Origin of the sequence: Rhizobium sophoriradicis, assembly GCF_003939025.1 — a bacterium.
Taxonomy (GTDB): domain Bacteria; phylum Pseudomonadota; class Alphaproteobacteria; order Rhizobiales; family Rhizobiaceae; genus Rhizobium; species Rhizobium sophoriradicis.
Genome location: NZ_RQIH01000004.1, coordinates 373,292 through 391,707 on the forward strand (window position 1 = coordinate 373,292; position 18,416 = coordinate 391,707).

Sequence of the window (18,416 nt, forward strand, 5' to 3'; positions counted from 1 at the left end):
GACCCCAGGGTGCTGATGAAGCCGCAAAGGAGTTGCGATGACGGTTCAGGGACTTTTTTCCGGAAGGGCCAATGCGGCGGCGCAGATATCAGTCGTCCCGCGCGTTGCAATCGTCGGGCGCGGCTTCTCCGGCATGATGACGGCCATCGCGCTGATGAAGACGGTGCGCACGCCCTTCCACCTGCAGCTGTTCGATCCGAATTCGTCGGTCAGCGGCGGCCAGGCGCTGGCCTCTGCCCGCGCCTCGACGATCCTCAATACCCGCGTGCGCGATCTCTCGGTCGCAGTCGGCGACAGCGATGATTTCAACGACTGGCTCTGTAGCAACGCCGCCTTCCGCGCTGCCGTGCCGGCTGCCATTCCGGGTTTCCGGCAGATCTTCGTGCCGAAGGAAATCTTCAGCGATTACGTCTACCAGCGCTTTTCCGAAGCGCTGGCGGCGCGCCGGGACATCACCGTTCAGGTCTGCAACGATCCTGTCGTGGCGATCCGCCGAAGCCACGGCAACCGCTTCCTGCTCGAAAGCGCCAATCCGGCCAATCCGCTGTTCGATACGGTGATCCTCGCCACCGGCTACGGCCTCAGCGATCCGCATGCTGAGGAGCCGGATGTTTCGCCGATCCGCGCCCAGCGCCTTGTCGCGCGGCCGCATGCCGTGCTGCTCGGCAGCGGCATCCGCGTCGTCGATCAATTGCTGCAGCTTCGCGATTCCGGCTATGCCGGCCAGGTGACGATCATTTCCCGGCACGGGTTTCTGCCGCAGAGCCATACACCGAATTCCGCCGATCCGGTGTTTCCGGCCGAAGCGCTGCCGGAGGGCCTGCCCGACATCATGCGCTTCATCCGCCGGGCCTGTCGCGAGGCGGAAGAGCAAGGGCGAAGCTGGCAATCAGTGATGAACGGCCTGAGGAAGCATGCCCGCTCGCTCTGGCGCTCTCTGCCGGCCCGCGACAAACATCAATTCAATCGGCATTTGCGAGCGATCTACGACAGCCATCGCAACCGCTTGCCGGAGGCCATGCACCTGCGACTGCAGCGCGAGCTTGCCAAAGGCCGTACCGTGCTGCGCCGCGGCCGGGCCGGCCGCCGGGGCCTGAGCGGCCTGTTTTTCACACCGGCGGGATCCTCTGCCGAAGAGGTCCTCCATGCCGAGCGGATCATCGATTGCCGCTGCCAGGCGCCGGATCTTTCCACGCCGCTGATGGAGAGCCTGTTTTCCTCAGGCCTCGCCATGCCGGACGAACTGTCGCTCGGGCTGGCGGTCACTGCGCGCGGCGAGCCCTTCCTAGAGGACGGTTCGACGGTTGTCGGGCTCTTTGCCGTCGGCCCGCTCGGCCTCGGCAGCCTGCCCGATATCGATCTGGTGCCCGAAATCGTCTCACAGGCCTATGCGGCGGCCGAACGGATCGGCGAGCGCTTCTATCCGCAGGTCAGGGCCGTCTGAAAAAGTGTGATCTTTTTGGAACCATCTCCGCCCCGCCGCGTTAACAGCGCTGGTGACCAAGAGGGGCAGATGGAAGTGTTGGATCGACATGATACGTCTCTTCAAGAAGAGGGACGGTTTCGTCTTCTGGTCGATGCCATCACCGACTACGCGATCTACATGCTGAGCCCCGAAGGCATCGTCACCAGCTGGAATACCGGCGCTCAGCGCTTCAAAGGCTACAAGCCTTCTGAAATCCTCGGCGAGCATTTTTCCCGGTTCTATGTCGAAGAGGACCGCGCAGCCGGAATTCCCGAGCGCGCGCTCGCCACGGCGATCGAGCAGGGACGGTTCGAGGGGGAGGGCTGGCGTCAGCGCAAGGACGGCAGCCGCTTCTGGGCGCATGTCGTCATCGATCCGATCCGCCGTCCCTCCGGCGAGCTCATCGGTTTTGCCAAGATCACCCGCGATCTGACCGAACGCCGGGCTGCCGAAAACGCGATCCGTCAGAGTGAGGAACAGTTCCGCCGGCTTGTCCAAGGCGTTTCGGACTACGCGATCTACATGCTCGATCCCGAAGGCAATGTCAGCAGCTGGAATTTCGGCGCCGAGCGGATCAAGGGCTATCGGCCGGAGGAAATCATCGGCCGGCATTTCTCGACCTTCTATACGCCCGAGGACCGCGCCGCTGGTCTGCCGGAGACCGCGCTCCGTGTCGCCCGCGCCGAAGGCCGGTTCGAACGGGAAGGCTGGCGCGTGCGCAAGGACGGCACCCGCTTCTGGGCCAGCATCGTCGTCGATGTCATCAAGGGCGATGACGGCGACGTGCTCGGTTTCGCGAAGATCACCCGCGATATTACCGAGAAGATGGAGACGCAGCGGGCGCTGGAGCAGGCGCGCGAAGAGCTTTTCCAATCGCAGAAGATGGAGGCGATCGGTCAGCTGACCGGCGGCATCGCCCATGATTTCAACAATCTGCTGATGGCCGTGCTCGGCAGCCTGGAGATCCTGAAGAAACGCATGCCGCAGGATCTCTCGCTGACATCGCTTGTTGATAATGCCATGCAGGGCGCCCAGCGGGGAGCGGCCCTGACCCAGCGCATGCTGGCCTTTTCCCGCCGGCAGGAACTGCATATGGAGCCGATCGACGTCTCCGGCCTGGTGCGTGGCATGATGGATATTCTGAGCCGTTCGCTCGGGCCTCTCACCACGATCGAGACCTCTTATCCCGTCCGGCTGCCGACTATCCTCACCGATCCGAACCAGCTGGAGATGGCGATCCTCAACCTTGTCGTCAACGCCCGTGACGCCATGCCGTCCGGCGGCCGCATCACGCTGCGCGCGTCCGAAGAATCGATCGCCGCCAGCAGGGGAGGGCTGTCGGCCGGCCGCTATATCAGGATCGCAGTGCTCGATGAAGGCGAAGGCATGGATGCAAAGACGCTGGAGCAGGCGGTCACGCCATTCTTCACCACCAAGGGTGTCGGCAAGGGCACAGGGCTCGGCCTTTCGATGGTGCAGGGTCTTGCCACCCAGTCCGGCGGCCGCCTCATCCTGAAGAGCAGCCCCGGCGAAGGTACAACGGCGGAATTGTGGTTCCCGGTCGTAACCATTGAGCAGAGGACAGAGGCGGCGGCCGAACTGCCGCAACGGCATGACGATGCACAGCGCCGGCTGCGCATCGTCGCCGTCGACGACGACGGCCTGGTCCTGATGAATACGACGCTGATGCTGGAGGATCTCGGCCACACGGTTTTCGAGGCGATGGCCGGTCCCGAGGCGCTCGCCATCCTGCGCAAGGAGCCGGTCGATCTGGTCATCTGCGATCACGCCATGCCGCGCATGACCGGGGCGCAGCTCGCCGAGGCAATCCGCAGCGAGTGGCCCGGCCTGCCGATCATCCTTGCCACCGGTTACGCCGATCTGCCCGACGGCGCCGGCGCCGCCAATCTGCCCCGGCTCGGCAAACCCTTCTCGCAGGCGCAGCTCGCCGATGCGATCAGCCGGATCGCTTCTCAATGACCGGAGCGGCTGGCGGTGCTGGGTTACCTGATGCACTCGGTCAGCGAAGATTCGCGAGCCTTGGCGTTACGCGCGAAGCTTCTCGTCACCATCATCCTGAATGACGGTGCGGCCGGTTTTCTCCCGGAGGTCGGCCGCCGGGGCTGAAGCTGCGCCGCCGAGGAGGCGCTTCTCGGTCTCTTGCAGGTCAAGGATCGCTTGTTCGATCCGCTCAGCCGGAGCCTGGCGCGAGACCAGACGCCACCGATGATGCTGCCAGAAGGTGACGAGCAGGCGCCGGCTCGGGACTTCTATCGTTTCATGCAGGAACCATGCTCCGCCGAGGGCAACGAACAGCGCTGCTGCGATCAGCGCCGGTTCAGGCAGCAGCGCTTCAAAACTCCGATGGACAAGGAACATGATGGGGACGTGGAAAAGATAGAGCGAGAAGCTGATCGTGCCCAAAAACCTGAGCGGTGCAGCTGCAAGGAAATGACCTGCGATGGGCGGTTGTCGCGCGACGAGTGCGACGATGGCGGCGGCGGCGGCCGCGCTTTGCAAGCCCCAAAATTCGGGCGAGAAATTCGGCAGGACATGCCTGTAGGTAAAGAACACCGCCAGAAGCAACAGCGTGAAAATTCCCATGAGGGCGGATGGCGTCCATCTTTCCAAATGAGAATGCATCCCACCGGCAAGTGCGCCGAAGAGAAAGTAGGGGAGCTTGGACAGGAGCATGATTCCGGGCCCCGGCAATTCGAGCAGGCCGTCTACGGCGACAACAATGGCGAAGCCTGCGATCAGGCCGCTATAGCGGTGCGGCCGGGCCAGGCAGAGCCACAGGATCGGGAACAGCAGATAGAACTGAATTTCGGGTGGGATAGACCAGAAAACGCCGCTCGAGCCGAGAAGAAACACATGGCGCACAAAGTCCATACCGCCGGCGATCGGCTGAAGGAAGTTCAGACTCGGCATGCCGGACAGCATCGCCACGAGCAGGACGGCAACCAGATAGACCGGATAGATGCGGGCAAAGCGGCTCACCAGGAAATCCAGGACGTTTTCCCGGGTCACCGGCCGTGAACCGTAGAGATGGGCCATCAGGAAGCCGCTGAGGGCAAAGAACAAGCCGACGGCTTCGCTGCCCACAGTCACCAGATGCAAGGTCGTGCTTGGAAAGATAAGGCCGATATGGGCTTGCACGACCAGCAGCGCGGCAATGCCGCGCAGGCCATCGAGACTGGGGATGTAATCCGGCCGGCTCATGTGCAGCTTTTTTCTGTTCGGTTCCGGCAAGCAGTAGCCGACATCGCTTTAGAAGATATTAATCCGCCGCGCTGAAGCCACGGCGGCGCAACTGCTTGCCGGAACTCGTATTATTCGCGGCCGCCTCTTCCGATCTCGCCGCGGAGGATGAATACCAGCAGTGCCAGCGCCATCGCCGCCAGCGCGTACCAGGTGATCGCATAGACGAGATGGTTGTTGGGGAAATGGATGACCGTCAGGCCGCCGACGGGCAGACCGCCGGGATTGGCGGTCGCGTCGGCGTCGATGAAATAGGGCGCGACCGCACCGACGCCGCGCTTCTGTGCGATTGCCGCGACATCGCGCGAATACCAACGGTCGGCGCCGACATCGTTGGATTGCAGCAGCGATCCCTTCGGCTCTGTCATCCGCATCAGCCCGGTGATTTCGACGGGTCCCGCCAGCTGGACTTCGCGGCGCGTGGCCGGGTCGCGCCTGTCGGTCGGCACGAAACCGCGGTTGATGAGGATGGCGGTGCCGTCGGCAAGCATCAGCGGCGTCATTACCCAATAACCCGGGCCGAGCGCCGTCGAGGCATAGACCAGCGTCTCTTTGTCGTTGGCGAGCGTACCGGCGACGCTCACCCGGCGATATTCGTCATCGCCGGCATTGACCTTGTCCCAATCGGCCCGTGCCGGGGCTGGCACGGCTGCGGCATGCACACGCTGGTCGACGCGGACGATGAGATCGCGCTTCCAGGCGAGCCGCTGCACCTGCCAGGTGCCGAGGGCTGCGAGCGCTGCCGCAATGAGCGCCAGGCAGACGGCAAAGGCGACGCGTTTTACAGGCGAACGCCGTTTTTCCGCTTTTTCGGGGGGAGCTTCGCTCATGGCGTGAATCGCTTCGGGCGGCGGTGCCGCCGCCCTTTCGATGCCGTCACGGCATGTTCTTCATCATCTCGGGGCTCATCGGCATCATGTTGGTGTTGAGATGATGCATGACCCAGAGGGAGCCGGAGAGCGCGATGGCGACGATGATGATGGTGAAGATCAGCGCCATCATCGTCCAGCCGCCCTCGCTGCGGGGGTTCATGTGCAGGAAGAAGACCATATGGACGACGATCTGGATCGCCCCGATGGCCATCACCAGCACCGCCGTCACCGCCGCGCTTTCGAAGACGCCTGCCATGACCAGCCAGAAGGGAATGGCGGTCAGGATGACGGAGAGCGCGAAGCCCGTCATATAGCTGCGGAAGGTGCCGTGGCCGGCCTGATGGCCGTGGCTGTGGCCGTGATGCGCCTCGTGGGCATCCTCATGTGCGGGTGCTTGCGAACTCATCCGAGAACTCCCAAGAGATAGACGAAGGAAAAGACGCCGATCCAGACGACGTCGAGGAAGTGCCAGAACATCGAGAGGCACATCAGTCGGCGGCGGTTGGCCTCGATCAAGCCGTGCATCGACACCTGCACCATCAGCGTGATCAGCCAGATGATGCCGAAGGTGACGTGCAGGCCGTGCGTTCCGACCAGCGTGAAGAAGGAGGAGAGGAAGGCGCTGCGCGTCGGCCCGGCACCCTCGTGGATCAGGTGGATGAACTCGTAGAGCTCGAGCCCAATGAAGGCGGCGCCGAACAGGCCGGTGACCCCAAGCCAGAACAGCGTTTCCGCCTTGGCGTTCCGCTCCATCTGCAGCATGGCGAAGCCATAGGTGATCGAGGAGAGCAGCAGCATCGACGTGTTGAGGGCAACGATCGGCAGATCGAAGAGATCGGCCGGCGACGGCCCCGCGGCATAATTGCGGCCGAGCACGCCGTGCGTTGCAAACAGCACCGCGAAGATCAGGCAGTCGCTCATCAGATAGAGCCAGAAGCCGAGATTGGTGCTGTTCTCCGGATGATGATCTTCCGTCAGGTAGAATTCGGGCTTTTCGGCCGTATCGACAGTGTGATCGCTCATGGTCGTTACACCTGCTCGGCAAGCAGCGTGGTGCGCTTGCCTTCCGTTTCGATGACGTCTTCTGCGGGGATGTAGAAGTCGCGTTTGTAGTTGAACGTATGGCCGATCGCCACGACGATCAGGGCGACGAAGGAGACGACGACCAGCCACCACATGTACCAGATCAGGCCGAAGGCGAGTGCGACGCTGATGGCCGACAGGATCGCGCCGGTGCCGGTATTCTTCGGCATGTGGATCGGCTTGAAGCCGCCGAGCGGACGCTCGTAGCCGCGCCTCTTCATGTCGTACCAGCTGTCATGATCGTGGACGACGGGCGTGAAGGCGAAGTTGTAGTCCGGCGGCGGCGAAGCGGTCGACCATTCCAGCGTGCGGCCGTCCCAGGGATCGCCGCTGTCGTCGCGCAGTTCCTCGCGCTTCATGAAGCTGACGACGATCTGGATCAGGAAGGCGGCGATGCCGAGCGCGATCAGGCCGACGCCGAAAGCGGCGATGATGAACCAGATCTGCAGCGACGGGTCCTCGAACTGGCTCATGCGGCGCGTGACGCCCATCAGGCCGAGCACATAGAGCGGCATGAAGGCGAACCAGAAGCCGATCTGCCAGAACCAGAAGCTCATCTTGCCCCAGAAGGGATCGAGCTTGAAGCCGAAGGCCTTCGGGAACCAGTAGTTCACGCCGGCGAACATGCCGAAGAGCACGCCGCCGATGATGACGTTGTGGAAATGAGCGATGAGGAAGAGCGAATTGTGCAGCACGAAATCGGCAGGAGGGACCGCAAGCATGACGCCCGTCATGCCGCCGATGACGAAGGTCACCATGAAGCCGACCGTCCACAGCATCGGCACCTCGTAGCGGATGCGGCCGCGATACATGGTGAAGAGCCAGTTGAAGATCTTCGCCCCTGTCGGGATCGAGATGATCATCGTGGTGATGCCGAAGAAGGAGTTGACGGATGCACCCGAGCCCATGGTGAAGAAGTGGTGCAGCCAGACGATGTAGGACAGGATCATGATCACGCAGGTGGCGTAGACCATCGAGGCGTAGCCGAAGAGGCGTTTGCCGGAGAAGGTGGCGACGACTTCGGAGAAGATGCCGAAGGCCGGCAGCACCAGGATGTAGACCTCCGGATGGCCCCAGATCCAGATGAGGTTGATGTACATCATCGGATTGCCGCCGAGGTCGTTGGTGAAGAAGTTCGTTCCGGCGTAGCGGTCGAGCGACAACAGCACGAGCGTTGCCGTCAGGATCGGGAAGGAGGCGACGATCAGCACGTTGGTGCAGAGTGCCGTCCAGGTGAAGACCGGCATCTTCATGAAGGTCATGCCCGGCGCGCGCATCTTGACGATGGTGGCGATCAGGTTGATGCCGGAGAGCGTCGTGCCGACACCGGCCACTTGCAGGCCCCAGATATAATAGTCGACGCCGACACCCGGACTGTAGGCGGCCCCCGACAGCGGCGGGTAGGCGAGCCAGCCGGTCTGGGCGAATTCACCGATGAACAGCGACAGCATGATGATGACCGCGCCGGCGGTGGTCATCCAGAAGGAGAAGTTGTTCAAGAAGGGGAAGGAGACGTCGCGCGCGCCGATCTGCAGCGGCACCACGAAGTTCATCAGGCCGGTGACGAAGGGCATCGCCACGAAGAAGATCATGATGACGCCGTGGGCGGTGAAGATCTGGTCGTAATGGTGCGGCGGGAGGTAACCTTCCGACCCGTTGAAGGCGATCGCCTGCTGGATGCGCATCAGGATCGCGTCGGAGAAGCCGCGCAACAGCATGATGACCGCCAGGATCACATACATGATGCCGATCTTCTTGTGATCGACGCTGCAGATCCAGTCGTGCCAGAGCGGCCCCCAGAATTTGAAATAGGTGATGGCGCCGAGCACGGCGAGACCGCCGATGACGACACCGATGAAGGTCACGACCAGGATCGGCTCGTGATAGGGGATGGCATCGAGGGTCAACCGGCCGAAGACGAACTTCAGGAGGTCAGGATTGGAAAACATGGAACAACCCGTTCATTATGTCTTGCGACGCAAAGCGCCAGGTTAATTGTTGTTGTTGAGCTGCGCCGGCGCCGGATCGGCGCCGTTGCCCGTGGCGGGCATGGAATGGCCGTCATGCTGCATGCCGGGCATGTCGGGCATGCCTGGCATGTCGTGTTGCATGCTGCTGCCCCCGGAATCGCGCGGCGGCTCGGCCCTTGCCGGAACGCCCGTCGCCGGCACGGTTGCGCCCGGCGCCACGACGCCTTCGTCGGCATGGCGGTTGTCGTATTGCAGCTTCTCTCGGTTCTCAGCACTTTCCTTGCCGGCGCCGCCCATCATGTCGATGTGCATCATCTCGTTCATGCACATTTTGCCGGGCGTGGCGCACATGTTGAGGATGGCGGTGTAAAGATCGGCGTCGGCGCCGGCATAATAACGCACCGGCTCCTTCTCGCTCGGCTTCTCGAGCTTCAGATAGGTGTCGCGGTTGAGCATCGTGCCCTGCTGCTTGACCTTGGCCACCCAGGCGTCGAAGCCTTCGCGGGTAAGGCCATGAAATTTGAAGCGCATGTGCGAGAAGCCGGCGCCGCTGTAATTGGCCGAGAAGCCCTCATACTCGCCTTCCTTGTTGATGACGGCGTGCAGCTTCGTCTCCATGCCGGGCATGGCGTAGATCTGCCCGGCGAGCGCCGGGATGTAGAAGGAGTTCATTACCGAGGAAGCGGTGATCTTGAAATTGATCGGCTGGTCCACCGGGGCGGCCATCTCGTTGACGGTAGCAATGCCGAGTTCGGGATAGAAGAACAGCCATTTCCAGTCGAGCGCCACGACTTCGACGGTCAGCGGCTTGGTATCGGCCGGTATGGCGCGCTCCGCATCGAGGCGGTCGAGCGGGCGGTAGGGATCGAGCTTGTGCGTGGAAATCCAGGTGACGGCGCCGAGCGCAATGATGATCGCCAGGGGTGCAGCCCAGATGACGATTTCGAGCCGGGTCGAATGGTGCCATTCCGGGTCGTAGGTCGCGGCCGTGTTGGAGCGGCGGTAGCGCCAGGCGAAGAGCAGCGTCAGGAAGATCACCGGAACGATGATCAGAAGCATCAGCACCGTCGAGACGACGATCAGATCGCGCTGTTGCGCGGCGATGTCGCCAGAGGGCGCCATGACCACCATGTTGCATCCTGCCAGGAAAAGCAGCGGCAAGACGGATAGAAGGCGGGAAAACTTCATGAGTTTTGGCACGTCTCTAAGCTCTTGTTGTTTCGTTTGGTCCGCGACTAAAGCACTGAACCGGATCGCGACATGAGGCGGAAGGTCGCAGTGCAGCAAACATGCCGCAATGCGGCAAAAATCATTGGGCGCTAGTACTTCGAAATCCTGATGAAATTAGAAGGATTTTAGGCGTGCGCATGTCTCAGGCCAATATATCCGCAACAGCCGGTCAGGCCAGCATTCGCAGGGCAAAATCACCGTCCGGATCACGCAAATTTTTCCGTCCCCGCTTCATTTGAGCCGTGATGATGAACTATTTCAGTCTTACGGACTTGATAAGCCTGCGGGTTTGATCAAGATCACGCTTAAGGCGCCTTGCCGGAAGCGCCTTAACGAGGAGGCGTTTATGGCAACAACATCGCATTACGGACCGTCGTCGTCATCGCTGGAACGCGACGCGCGGCGCATTCACGACGACAAGCCGGTGTCACCGGGCAGCATCGCCATCGGCGTGGTGATTGGCCGCATGTCGGAATTCTTCGATTTCTTCGTCTACGGCCTCGCCTCGGTCCTGGTTTTTCCGCAGCTCGTCTTTCCCTTCGCGCCCGACAGGCTGACCGGCACGCTCTATTCCTTCGCCATCTTCTCGCTCGCTTTCCTTGCCCGTCCCGTCGGCTCCGTCGTCTTCATGACCATCGACCGGATGTATGGGCGCGGCACGAAGCTGACGATCGCGCTCTTCCTGCTCGGCGGCTCGACCGCCTCGATCGCCTTCCTGCCGGGTTACGAGGTGATCGGCGTCTGGTCGATTGCTCTCCTGGCGCTCTTCCGTCTCGGACAGGGCTTTGCGCTCGGCGGCGCCTGGGACGGTCTGGCCTCGCTGCTGGCGCTCAACGCGCCGGCCAATCACCGCGGCTGGTATGCGATGATCCCGCAGCTCGGCGCGCCGATCGGCTTTGCCCTGGCAAGCACGCTGTTCGGTTATTTCGTCGCCAATCTTTCCAGCGAGGACTTTCTTTCCTGGGGCTGGCGTTATCCCTTCTTCGTCGCCTTCGCGATCAATGTCGTGGCCCTCTTTGCCCGGCTGCGCCTGGTCATGACCAAGGAATTCGGCACGCTGCTCGAACAGCACGAATTGGAGGCAGCACCGATCCTCGACGTGCTGCGCGTTCATGGCCGCGACATCCTGATCGGCGCCTTCGTGCCGCTTGCGAGCTTCGCCATGTTCCACCTCGTCACCATCTTCCCGCTCGGCTGGATGAGCCTTTACGGCAATCAGCCGATCGGCACCTTCATGGTGGTGCAGGTGGTCGGCGCCATGGTCGGCGTCGTCGCGATCATCGCCTCGGGCCTGATCGCCGACCGCATCGGCCGGCGCGCCCAGCTTGCCATCTGCGCCGTCATCATCGCCGTCTTCAGCTTTATCGGGCCGACCCTGATCGCATCCGGCAATAACGGCCACGACGCTTTCGTCATCATCGGCTTCGGCGTGCTCGGCCTGTCCTTCGGCCAGGCGACCGGTTCGATCTCCTCGCGTTTCGGCCGGGGCTATCGTTATACCGGCGCTGCCTTCACCTCGGACCTCGCCTGGCTGGTCGGCGCCGGCTTCGCACCGCTGGTGGCGCTCAGCCTCTCCAGCCGCTTCGGCCTGACATTCGTCGGCTACTACCTGCTCTCCGGCGCCATCTGCACGCTGGCCGCACTGGCCTTCAGCAAGGCGCTGGAACAGCGCGAATAGGCGAGGCGTCGCGGCCCGCCCCTCATCCGCCTGCCGGCACCTTCTCCCCGCTTGCGGGGAGAAGGTGATATGCCGCGACCTTTCCGTCACTCGCCAACCTCTCGCAGGGCACGTCCCCTCTCCCCGTTTTTACGGGGACAGGGTGAGGGGCAGCCATCGGCACGAATCTGCCCAATTCCAATTATTGACTGCATTGCAATTTATAATTAAATGCATATCCTTGTCGGCCGCAACGAGGATATGCCATGACCGCGGAAACCATCGATCATTCGACCCTTTCCCGTCTTGTCGAAGCCGGCGCCGTCGATGCCGCCCATGTCGTAGGCAAGACCGGCGGCTGGTCCGTCGTCATCCGCTACGGCAAGGCCGAGCGCCCGCTTGCCGCCCAGCGCAGCCGGCAGGTGCGCCTGTTCAAGCGCATGGATACCCTGGTGTCTTATCTCAAGGATGTCGGGATCTCGCAGTTCGATGTCGATGCGGCCGATTACATTTCCGAGACGGCACCGCGGCCGGATCGGGCCGCCGCTCTGCGTCGTACCCACGAGGCGGCGGAATACGACAAGTGGTTCCGCGAACAGGTCGAAGAAGCGATCCGGGAAGCCGATGATCCGAACGCGGTCTGGATCAGTGCGCAGGATGCCGAAGAGCGTATGGATAAGCTTCGGGCCGAACTGCTCGCGCAGCTGCACTCCGGAGATAAAGCTTGATTGTCAGATGGCTGGCTCAGGCTCTTGTGGACCGGGAAAGGCAGATCCGCCACATCTTTACCCAGAATCCAAACGCCGCGATCGCATTGGATGATGTTATCCGGCATCAGGCCAAAATGCTCGCCGATCACCCCGAAGCAGGACGCAGCGGTCGTCTCAAGGGAACACGGGAATTGGTCATTCCGCGCACCGCATTTCTGCTGATCTATCGCATCGACAGAAAGGCACAGAGGGTGGAAATATTGCGCCTTCTTCATGGCGCCCAGCAATGGCCGCCGAGACTCTGAAAAGCGTTTTTACTGCGCCATCTGCGGCTGCTTGGCCGCCCGCGCCGCAGTCAGTTCCGCGGTGGTGTGGTTCAGGCGGTCGGCGAGCACGCGCATGATTTCGACGGCCATTTCGGGGAAGTCGCTGAGCAGCTTCAGGAAGTGCTCCTTGCTGATGCGCAGCACTTCGAGCGGCGAGGTGGCGCGCACCGTTGCCGTGCGCGAGACGTCGCAGAGGATGGCGATTTCGCCGACGATGGAATTGAGCTCGACGTCGGCGACCTTGATCTCGCCGGCCGGCGAGGAGACGATGATGTCGGCGCTGCCGGAGAGAATGACATAGGCGGCGTCGCCGACATCACCCTGATGGAAGAGATCCTGACCGGCTTTGTAGGTCATGCGGTCGGAGGTGAAGGCCAAAAGCTTGAGCTTTGCCGGCGCTATCCTCGAAAAGATCGGCACCCGTCGCAGCATTTCGACTTCGTCTCTCAACAGCATGAGCGTTTCAATCCCCTGGCGCAGGGTTCTTCGAACCAGACGCCTTAAATTCCCGGCATTCCCTAGGGAACGCCTACCATCGCCGCTCCCATAGAATATTACGATAACAGTTCCTTGAACATACCGTTTTTCTCGGAAAGTTCCGGATAGTTCCCGGCCTCGGCCAGGCCGCCGCGGTCGAAGAGCAGGATCCGGTCGAACATCTCGGCGAGCCGCGCATTGGAAAGCACCCAGACGATCGCCGGCCGCTCGCCTTCCTTGTGCAGGTCTTCGATGATGTTGCGGGTGATCTGGTCCTGGACGCGCTGATCGAGCGCCGACAGCGGCCGGTTGAAGATGAAATAGTCCGAACGCTTCAGCAGTGCGCGGGCCAGGTTCAGCTTCTGCCGCTGCACCATGGTCAGGCGTTTGCCGCCCGAGCCGACGTCGAATTCGAGCCCGATCGACAGCACATCGTCATAAAGGTCGAGGGCATCGAAGAGTTCGCCCATGATGGCACGGATGCGGTCGGAGGCGTCGGCTTGCTGATAGGCGATGCGGCCGAACAGCACATTGTCCATCAGGCTGGCCGACGGCGTGAAACGTTCGGCGTCGTAACGCTCGATCAGCTCGGCGAGATCGGCCGGAATATGGGCGTGGAACTGCTTGCGGGCGCTGACGATCTTGTCCATCAGCTCGTCGGTCAGCAAACCGAAGCGATGCCGCGGCTCGATATAGGCGAAGCTCAGGCGGATGATGGCCGAGCGTTCCTCGGGGGTGGCATCCTCGAAGCGGCGGCTCTGCAGCTTTTGCAGCAGCGCCTGGTAGGTCGGAATATCGTCCGCCGTCATGAAGGTCAGCTGCTGGAAGAAAGGATGATCCGGCGGCAGGTCATGGAAGAGCTCGACGGCGTTCTCGGCGATCTCGAGGCCCATGGCGTAGAGATCGGTGCTCAAGCCCGTCTCACGGAAGAGCTGCTGGAAATAGGGATGGGCGGCCAGCCTGCGGTTGGTCATCAGCGGCCGCTTCATGGTGCCGAAGAGCAGGTTTTCGCCGACTGTCGCCTGGGCATTGTAGGTATCGAAATCGAAAGGCACGACGATACCGTCGAGCCCCTCATCACGCAGCCGGTCCCTGAGCGAGGCACGCAGCGCCACGACATGGTCGCTGACGGCCACATGCACGTCGGTGTTGACGTTGGAGCGCAGCGCCAGATCGAGAATGTCCTGCGAGATCAGCACGGCGTCGAGCACCGGGCGGATCGCTTTCAACAGATCCTCCGGTCCGTTGGCGCCGGCCGCCTTGTAGTCCACCCAGTCGCTGTTGAGGTCGAGCGTCGGATTGCCGGCCTTCACCGCCTCGGCCGAATGCCACTTATACTCGAGCGCCTCCTTCTCGTCGTAGACGGGATCGGTCATCGGCGCGTGCTTGAGGCCGTAGAGCAGATTGCTGGCGAGCGAGCCATGGAAGAAGAAGGTGTCGGCCGAGGCGTAGGAGATGCGCCGGCCGGTGATCGATTCCGGCAGCTCCAGCAGGTCGCGGCCGTCGATGGTGATGCGGCCGGAATCGGGCCATATCATCCGGCCGAGCGCTTCGGCGAAGGCTTCCGCGCCGCTGCCGTTCGGGCCGACGATCGCCACCGTCTCGTTCGGCTTGATCTCGGCCGAGACGTGGTCGACGAGGCGGGCGCCGCTGTCGTCGGAAAGCGTCAGGTTGGTGACGACGAGGGCGCTCGTCAACGCGCCGACGGGGGCGGTGGCCAGTTCCTGAATACGGCTGTCGATCAGCGGCTCGACGTTGAACTGTTCGTAGACCTGCTGGTACTTCACCTGCACGTCCTGGCGCATCTGGTCCCAGTCGATCAGTTCCTTCAGCGGCCCGGGCAGATCCTTGTAGGCTGATATGACGGCGACGAGCTGACCGATGTCGAGGCGGCCCTGCAGCGCCAGATAACCGCCGATCGCGTAGAACAGGAAAGGCGTGACCTGGGCGAGGAAGTTGTTGATGAACTTCACCAGGAATTTCCACTGGTAAAGGTCGTAGCGGATCGAGAAGATGCGGCCGAGCCGCGAGGCGATGTCGGCGCGTTCGAGGTTGGAGGTGTCGTTGCCGTGGATCGTGCCGATGCCCTCGACGATTTCTCCGACGCGGCCGGACAGCTCGCGCGCCGTCAGCTGCCGCTGGCGGCCAAGCTCCAGCAGGCGTTTCCTCATGCGCGGAATGACGACCGCCTGAACGCCGACGATGCCGGCGGCGATCATGCCGAGCCAGAAATTCTGCACGATGATGAAGGCGAGGGCGGTGATCGCTTGACCGCCGAGAAGAGCGGGCGAGACGAAGGCGTCGCCGGTGAAGCCGCCCATCGGCTCCACCTCGTCCTTGATCATGGTGGCGATCTCGGCCGATTTCACCCGCTTGAAATGCGCAGGCGGGAAACGCAGGACCCGGTCGATCAGCTCGAAGCGGATGCGCCGCAGCATGCGTTCGCCGAGCCGGCCCTTATAGGTGTTGATATAGAATTTGAAGAGGCCGTTCAGCACCACCAACGCCAGGAACACCAGGCTGAGAGCCATCAGCATCTGGAAACGATTGAGCTCTACGCCCTGGAAGAATTCGACATGGCCGATCAGCGGAATGTCGTAGGCGATATGCATGAATCTCTGAGTTGCGCCAGGCCCTTCGAAGCCGTCGCCCTGGATCGGTCCGTTGACGATCTGCTTCGGTAGGTCGAATGACAGAAAATAAGGCACCATCGAGGCGGCGACGACAGCCAGAATCCACAGCTGCTGCAGCCGCGTGTTCTTCCAGATGTAGCGGGCAAGGCTTTTTTCCATGGCTAACCGTCAGCTTGCTGGGAAATTCCGAAGGCGCGATCCGGGCGCCGGAACGGGAGAAATCCTTGAGAACGAACCATGCAGCCGGACCGCCGATATCGCAATGAAAACAAGGCGAAGCCACCGGCTGCAGAAAGGCCGATTCTCGCCGGACTTTTGCTTATATCACAGGAATTTTGAATTAGGCGAGCTATTCGCAATCATCGAGCGAATGATGCCGGCGGTTTTCTCCGCACCGTCGAGATCGAGCGATACCTGTTCCCGCCGAGGTGCTGCGAGCGCCTTTTCGACGGCCTGTTTCACAAGGGCAGAGGTCAGCCCGTTTTCCGGCAGGATGTCGGCGAGGCCAAGCGCCTGCAGCCGTTCGGCGCGCACCGTCTGCTCGGTCTCGCCGCCGGCGACGAAGGGGATGAGGATCGCCCGACACTGACTGCGCATGAGGTCGCCGACCGTGTTGTAGCCGGCCTGCGAGATCGAGACCCTGGCGGCGCGCAGCAGCGAGGGAAAATCCTTGCGGAAGCGCACCAGCGTCACGTTTGCGGCCGTCTCCCGCGACAGCGCGGTGAAATCAGCCTCGGGCAGGTTGGGCCCCGCGATCAGCAGCCAGCGAAGATTGTCCGGCATGAGCGCTGCCGCCGCTTTCGCCGCGCCGATCAGTTCGGCGCCGACGGCGCCGCCGCCCGCTGAGGCGATGATATCGAATGTTTCGGTCGGTTCGGGCGCCGGCGGCGGGGTGACGAGCCCGGTATAACGTACCCTGTCGGCAATCGCTGCCGTCAACGGGAAGGTGTCCTCGAGCTTGATGAAGGCGGGATCGCCATGGACGAGCACGGCGTCGAAATGATCACTGACCAGGGCTGCGGTTTCCGCATCGCGGCCGGCCTTGCGGTTTTCCTGCAGGATGTCGCGTACCGAACTCAGCAGTTTTGGCCGCGGTTCGGCCGTTTCGACCGCCGCGAGCAGCGGCAGCAGTTCGAAGCGCATCTGCCGGCGGCCGAAGGGGAAGGCTTCGATGATGACGACATCGGGCCTTGCGGCATGAAAGGCCTCGAGCAGCAGGTCGCGGCGGGCATGGAGGAAATCCTCGCCGGCGGGGCGGCCTCCGGCATCGGCGAGGCCGGAAAAGCCGGCATTGCTGGCGACGACCGCCGGCAGTGCCACGGTCTTGACGCCCTCGCCTGGAAAGCCCGGTACCGGCAAGCCGCCGGTCACCACGGTGACGTCGAATCCGTCTTTGACGAGGGCATTGGCGATGCGGCTGGCGCGGGCAATGTGGCCGATGCCGAGCAGGTGCTGGACGTAGAAGAAGATGCGCGGTGCAGTCATGACGCCTTCTGCCATTCGGCCTCGAACAGGCCGCTGAGCTGTCTGATGCTGGAGTGATAGTCGAACTCGTTGCGCACCCGACTTTCGGCGGCGTCGCCGAGGCGCTTGCGAAGCGCCGGGTCGCGGATCACCGCTTCCAGGGCTTTCGCCAGCAGCGCCGGATCTTCCGGCGGCACGACGAGGCCGTTTTCGCCGTCCTTCAGAAGTTCCGGCACGCCGGAGACTTCGGTCGAAACGCAGACCAGCCGCTGGCTCGAGGCTTCGACGAGCACGTTCGGCAGGCCGTCGCGGTCGCCATTGGCGGCGATCCGGCAGGCCAGCGCGAAGAGGTCGGCGCGGCGGTAGTGATCAAGCACGTCTTCCTGCGCCAGGGCGCCCTTCCAGACGATGCGGTCGGACAGGCCGAGCTCGGCGGCCAGCGCCTTTAGCTTCGCCAGTGCCTCGCCGCCGCCGATATGTTCCATGCGCCAATGCAGATCGGCGGGCAGCAGGGCGAGTGCGCGCAGCAGCACGTCGTAACCCTTCTTTTCAACGGCGCGGCCGACGCTCAAGATGAGGGCCGGATCGTCGGGATCGCTGCCGGTGCGGTTCGAGCGATCGCCGGCAAAATGGCCGAAGCGGGCGAGATCGAGACCGTGATAACTCAAGTGCACCGCATCCTTGCGGGATGTCAGCGTGCGCATGTGCTCGTAGCCCGCCCGGGTGCAGGTGACGGTCCAGCGGGCGCTGTTCAGTTTTTCGGTGAGCTCCCAGTCGGGCGACGTCCATATGTCCTTGGCATGCGCCGAACAGCTCCAGGGCGTGCCCGTCAGCATGCTCGCATATTCCGTCACCGAGGCCGGCGTGTGGATGAAATGGGCATGCAGCCACTCGCCTCCATCAGGCCATTCACGCCCCAGCACCAGCGCCTGGCCGAGGCGGCGGAAGCGGTTGCGCGAGAGGTCGCGTGGCAGATCGGCCAAAAAACGTTTGATCAGCGTGGTGAAGCCGGGTTTGGAGAAACCGGCGATAAGACCTTTCAGCACCCGGATTGGCTCCTCGTGCAGATATTCCGGCAGGTAGACGACGCGCGCCCTGATTTCGTCATGGACGGGATGGCGCTTCTTGTCGGTCGGCCGGCGCATCGAAATCAGCGTCAGGTCGAAGCCGGCTTTTTCCAGGCCGAGCAGCTCCTGGGCGATGAAGGTTTCCGAAAGGCGGGGATAGCCTTTCAGCACGACGAGAATCTTGCGGCGTGGCGGCAAGGC

At 62.6% G+C, this 18,416-nt stretch carries 15 protein-coding genes; 5 read left to right on the forward strand and 10 right to left on the reverse strand.

Annotation, left to right across the window (positions count from 1 at the left end; translation table 11 throughout):
- Positions 1-37 precede the first annotated feature (37 nt).
- Together EFR00_RS08700 and EFR00_RS08705 are read left to right on the forward strand one after the other, a co-directional pair.
- On the forward strand, positions 38-1,444 hold the full coding sequence (locus EFR00_RS08700) for an FAD/NAD(P)-binding protein (RefSeq protein WP_077989526.1): 1,407 nt from the start codon (positions 38-40) through the stop codon (positions 1,442-1,444).
- Between the two features lie 69 nt (positions 1,445-1,513).
- The gene (locus EFR00_RS08705; protein WP_077989525.1) at positions 1,514-3,445 is read left to right on the forward strand and encodes a hybrid sensor histidine kinase/response regulator; all 1,932 of its coding nucleotides are present in this window, start codon (positions 1,514-1,516) and stop codon (positions 3,443-3,445) included.
- 66 nt (positions 3,446-3,511) lie between these two features.
- On the opposite strand, the gene EFR00_RS08710 is transcribed toward EFR00_RS08705, so the two are convergent.
- From EFR00_RS08710 to cyoA, 6 genes are all read right to left on the reverse strand, one after another.
- Complete coding sequence (locus EFR00_RS08710; RefSeq protein WP_077989524.1) at positions 3,512-4,687, reverse strand: acyltransferase family protein; 1,176 nt, start codon at positions 4,685-4,687, stop codon at positions 3,512-3,514.
- 110 nt (positions 4,688-4,797) lie between these two features.
- Positions 4,798-5,556 (reverse strand): SURF1 family protein, encoded by a 759-nt coding sequence (locus EFR00_RS08715; RefSeq protein ID WP_077989523.1) that lies wholly within the window; start codon positions 5,554-5,556, stop codon positions 4,798-4,800.
- Between the two features lie 46 nt (positions 5,557-5,602).
- Entirely contained in the window at positions 5,603-6,004 is a 402-nt protein-coding gene (gene cyoD / locus EFR00_RS08720) for a cytochrome o ubiquinol oxidase subunit IV (RefSeq protein WP_040140845.1), read from the reverse strand.
- Positions 6,001-6,621 (reverse strand): cytochrome o ubiquinol oxidase subunit III, encoded by a 621-nt coding sequence (gene cyoC / locus EFR00_RS08725; protein ID WP_040111296.1) that lies wholly within the window; start codon positions 6,619-6,621, stop codon positions 6,001-6,003. Before cyoC ends, cyoD begins: the two co-directional genes overlap by 4 nt.
- A 5-nt stretch (positions 6,622-6,626) precedes the next feature.
- The gene (gene cyoB / locus EFR00_RS08730; RefSeq protein ID WP_077989522.1) at positions 6,627-8,630 is read right to left on the reverse strand and encodes a cytochrome o ubiquinol oxidase subunit I; all 2,004 of its coding nucleotides are present in this window, start codon (positions 8,628-8,630) and stop codon (positions 6,627-6,629) included.
- 42 nt (positions 8,631-8,672) lie between these two features.
- Positions 8,673-9,851: a ubiquinol oxidase subunit II gene (gene cyoA / locus EFR00_RS08735; RefSeq protein ID WP_077989521.1), complete on the reverse strand. Its 1,179-nt coding sequence runs from the start codon at positions 9,849-9,851 to the stop codon at positions 8,673-8,675.
- A 376-nt stretch (positions 9,852-10,227) separates the two neighbouring features.
- On the opposite strand from cyoA, the gene EFR00_RS08740 reads away from it, so the two are divergent.
- The 3 genes from EFR00_RS08740 to EFR00_RS08750 all read left to right on the forward strand — a co-directional run bounded on the left by EFR00_RS08740 (position 10,228) and on the right by EFR00_RS08750 (position 12,553).
- Positions 10,228-11,559 carry an MFS transporter gene (locus tag EFR00_RS08740; protein ID WP_077989520.1) on the forward strand — a complete coding sequence of 444 codons (1,332 nt, stop codon included), beginning with the start codon at positions 10,228-10,230 and terminating at the stop codon, positions 11,557-11,559.
- A 245-nt stretch (positions 11,560-11,804) separates the two neighbouring features.
- Positions 11,805-12,266, forward strand: coding sequence for a hypothetical protein (locus EFR00_RS08745; protein WP_077989519.1), 462 nt, complete (start codon positions 11,805-11,807; stop codon positions 12,264-12,266).
- Complete coding sequence (locus tag EFR00_RS08750) at positions 12,263-12,553, forward strand: type II toxin-antitoxin system RelE/ParE family toxin (RefSeq protein ID WP_077989518.1); 291 nt, start codon at positions 12,263-12,265, stop codon at positions 12,551-12,553. Before EFR00_RS08745 ends, EFR00_RS08750 begins: the two co-directional genes overlap by 4 nt.
- 9 nt (positions 12,554-12,562) lie before the next feature.
- Here the strand turns inward: EFR00_RS08750 and EFR00_RS08755 are convergent, their stop codons facing one another.
- The 4 genes from EFR00_RS08755 to EFR00_RS08770 all read right to left on the reverse strand — a co-directional run bounded on the left by EFR00_RS08755 (position 12,563) and on the right by EFR00_RS08770 (position 18,413).
- Positions 12,563-13,030, reverse strand: a complete 468-nt coding sequence (locus tag EFR00_RS08755) for a cyclic nucleotide-binding domain-containing protein (protein ID WP_004679746.1) — start codon at positions 13,028-13,030, stop codon at positions 12,563-12,565.
- Positions 13,031-13,128: 98 nt separating this feature from the next.
- Positions 13,129-15,843, reverse strand: coding sequence for an ABC transporter ATP-binding protein (locus tag EFR00_RS08760; protein ID WP_077989517.1), 2,715 nt, complete (start codon positions 15,841-15,843; stop codon positions 13,129-13,131).
- 165 nt (positions 15,844-16,008) lie between these two features.
- On the reverse strand, positions 16,009-17,169 hold the full coding sequence (locus EFR00_RS08765) for a glycosyltransferase family protein (RefSeq protein WP_077989758.1): 1,161 nt from the start codon (positions 17,167-17,169) through the stop codon (positions 16,009-16,011).
- The gene (locus tag EFR00_RS08770; protein ID WP_077989516.1) at positions 17,166-18,413 is read right to left on the reverse strand and encodes a glycosyltransferase family 4 protein; all 1,248 of its coding nucleotides are present in this window, start codon (positions 18,411-18,413) and stop codon (positions 17,166-17,168) included. The genes EFR00_RS08765 and EFR00_RS08770 overlap by 4 nt, the downstream gene beginning before the upstream one ends.
- Between the last annotated feature and the right edge of the window lie 3 nt (positions 18,414-18,416).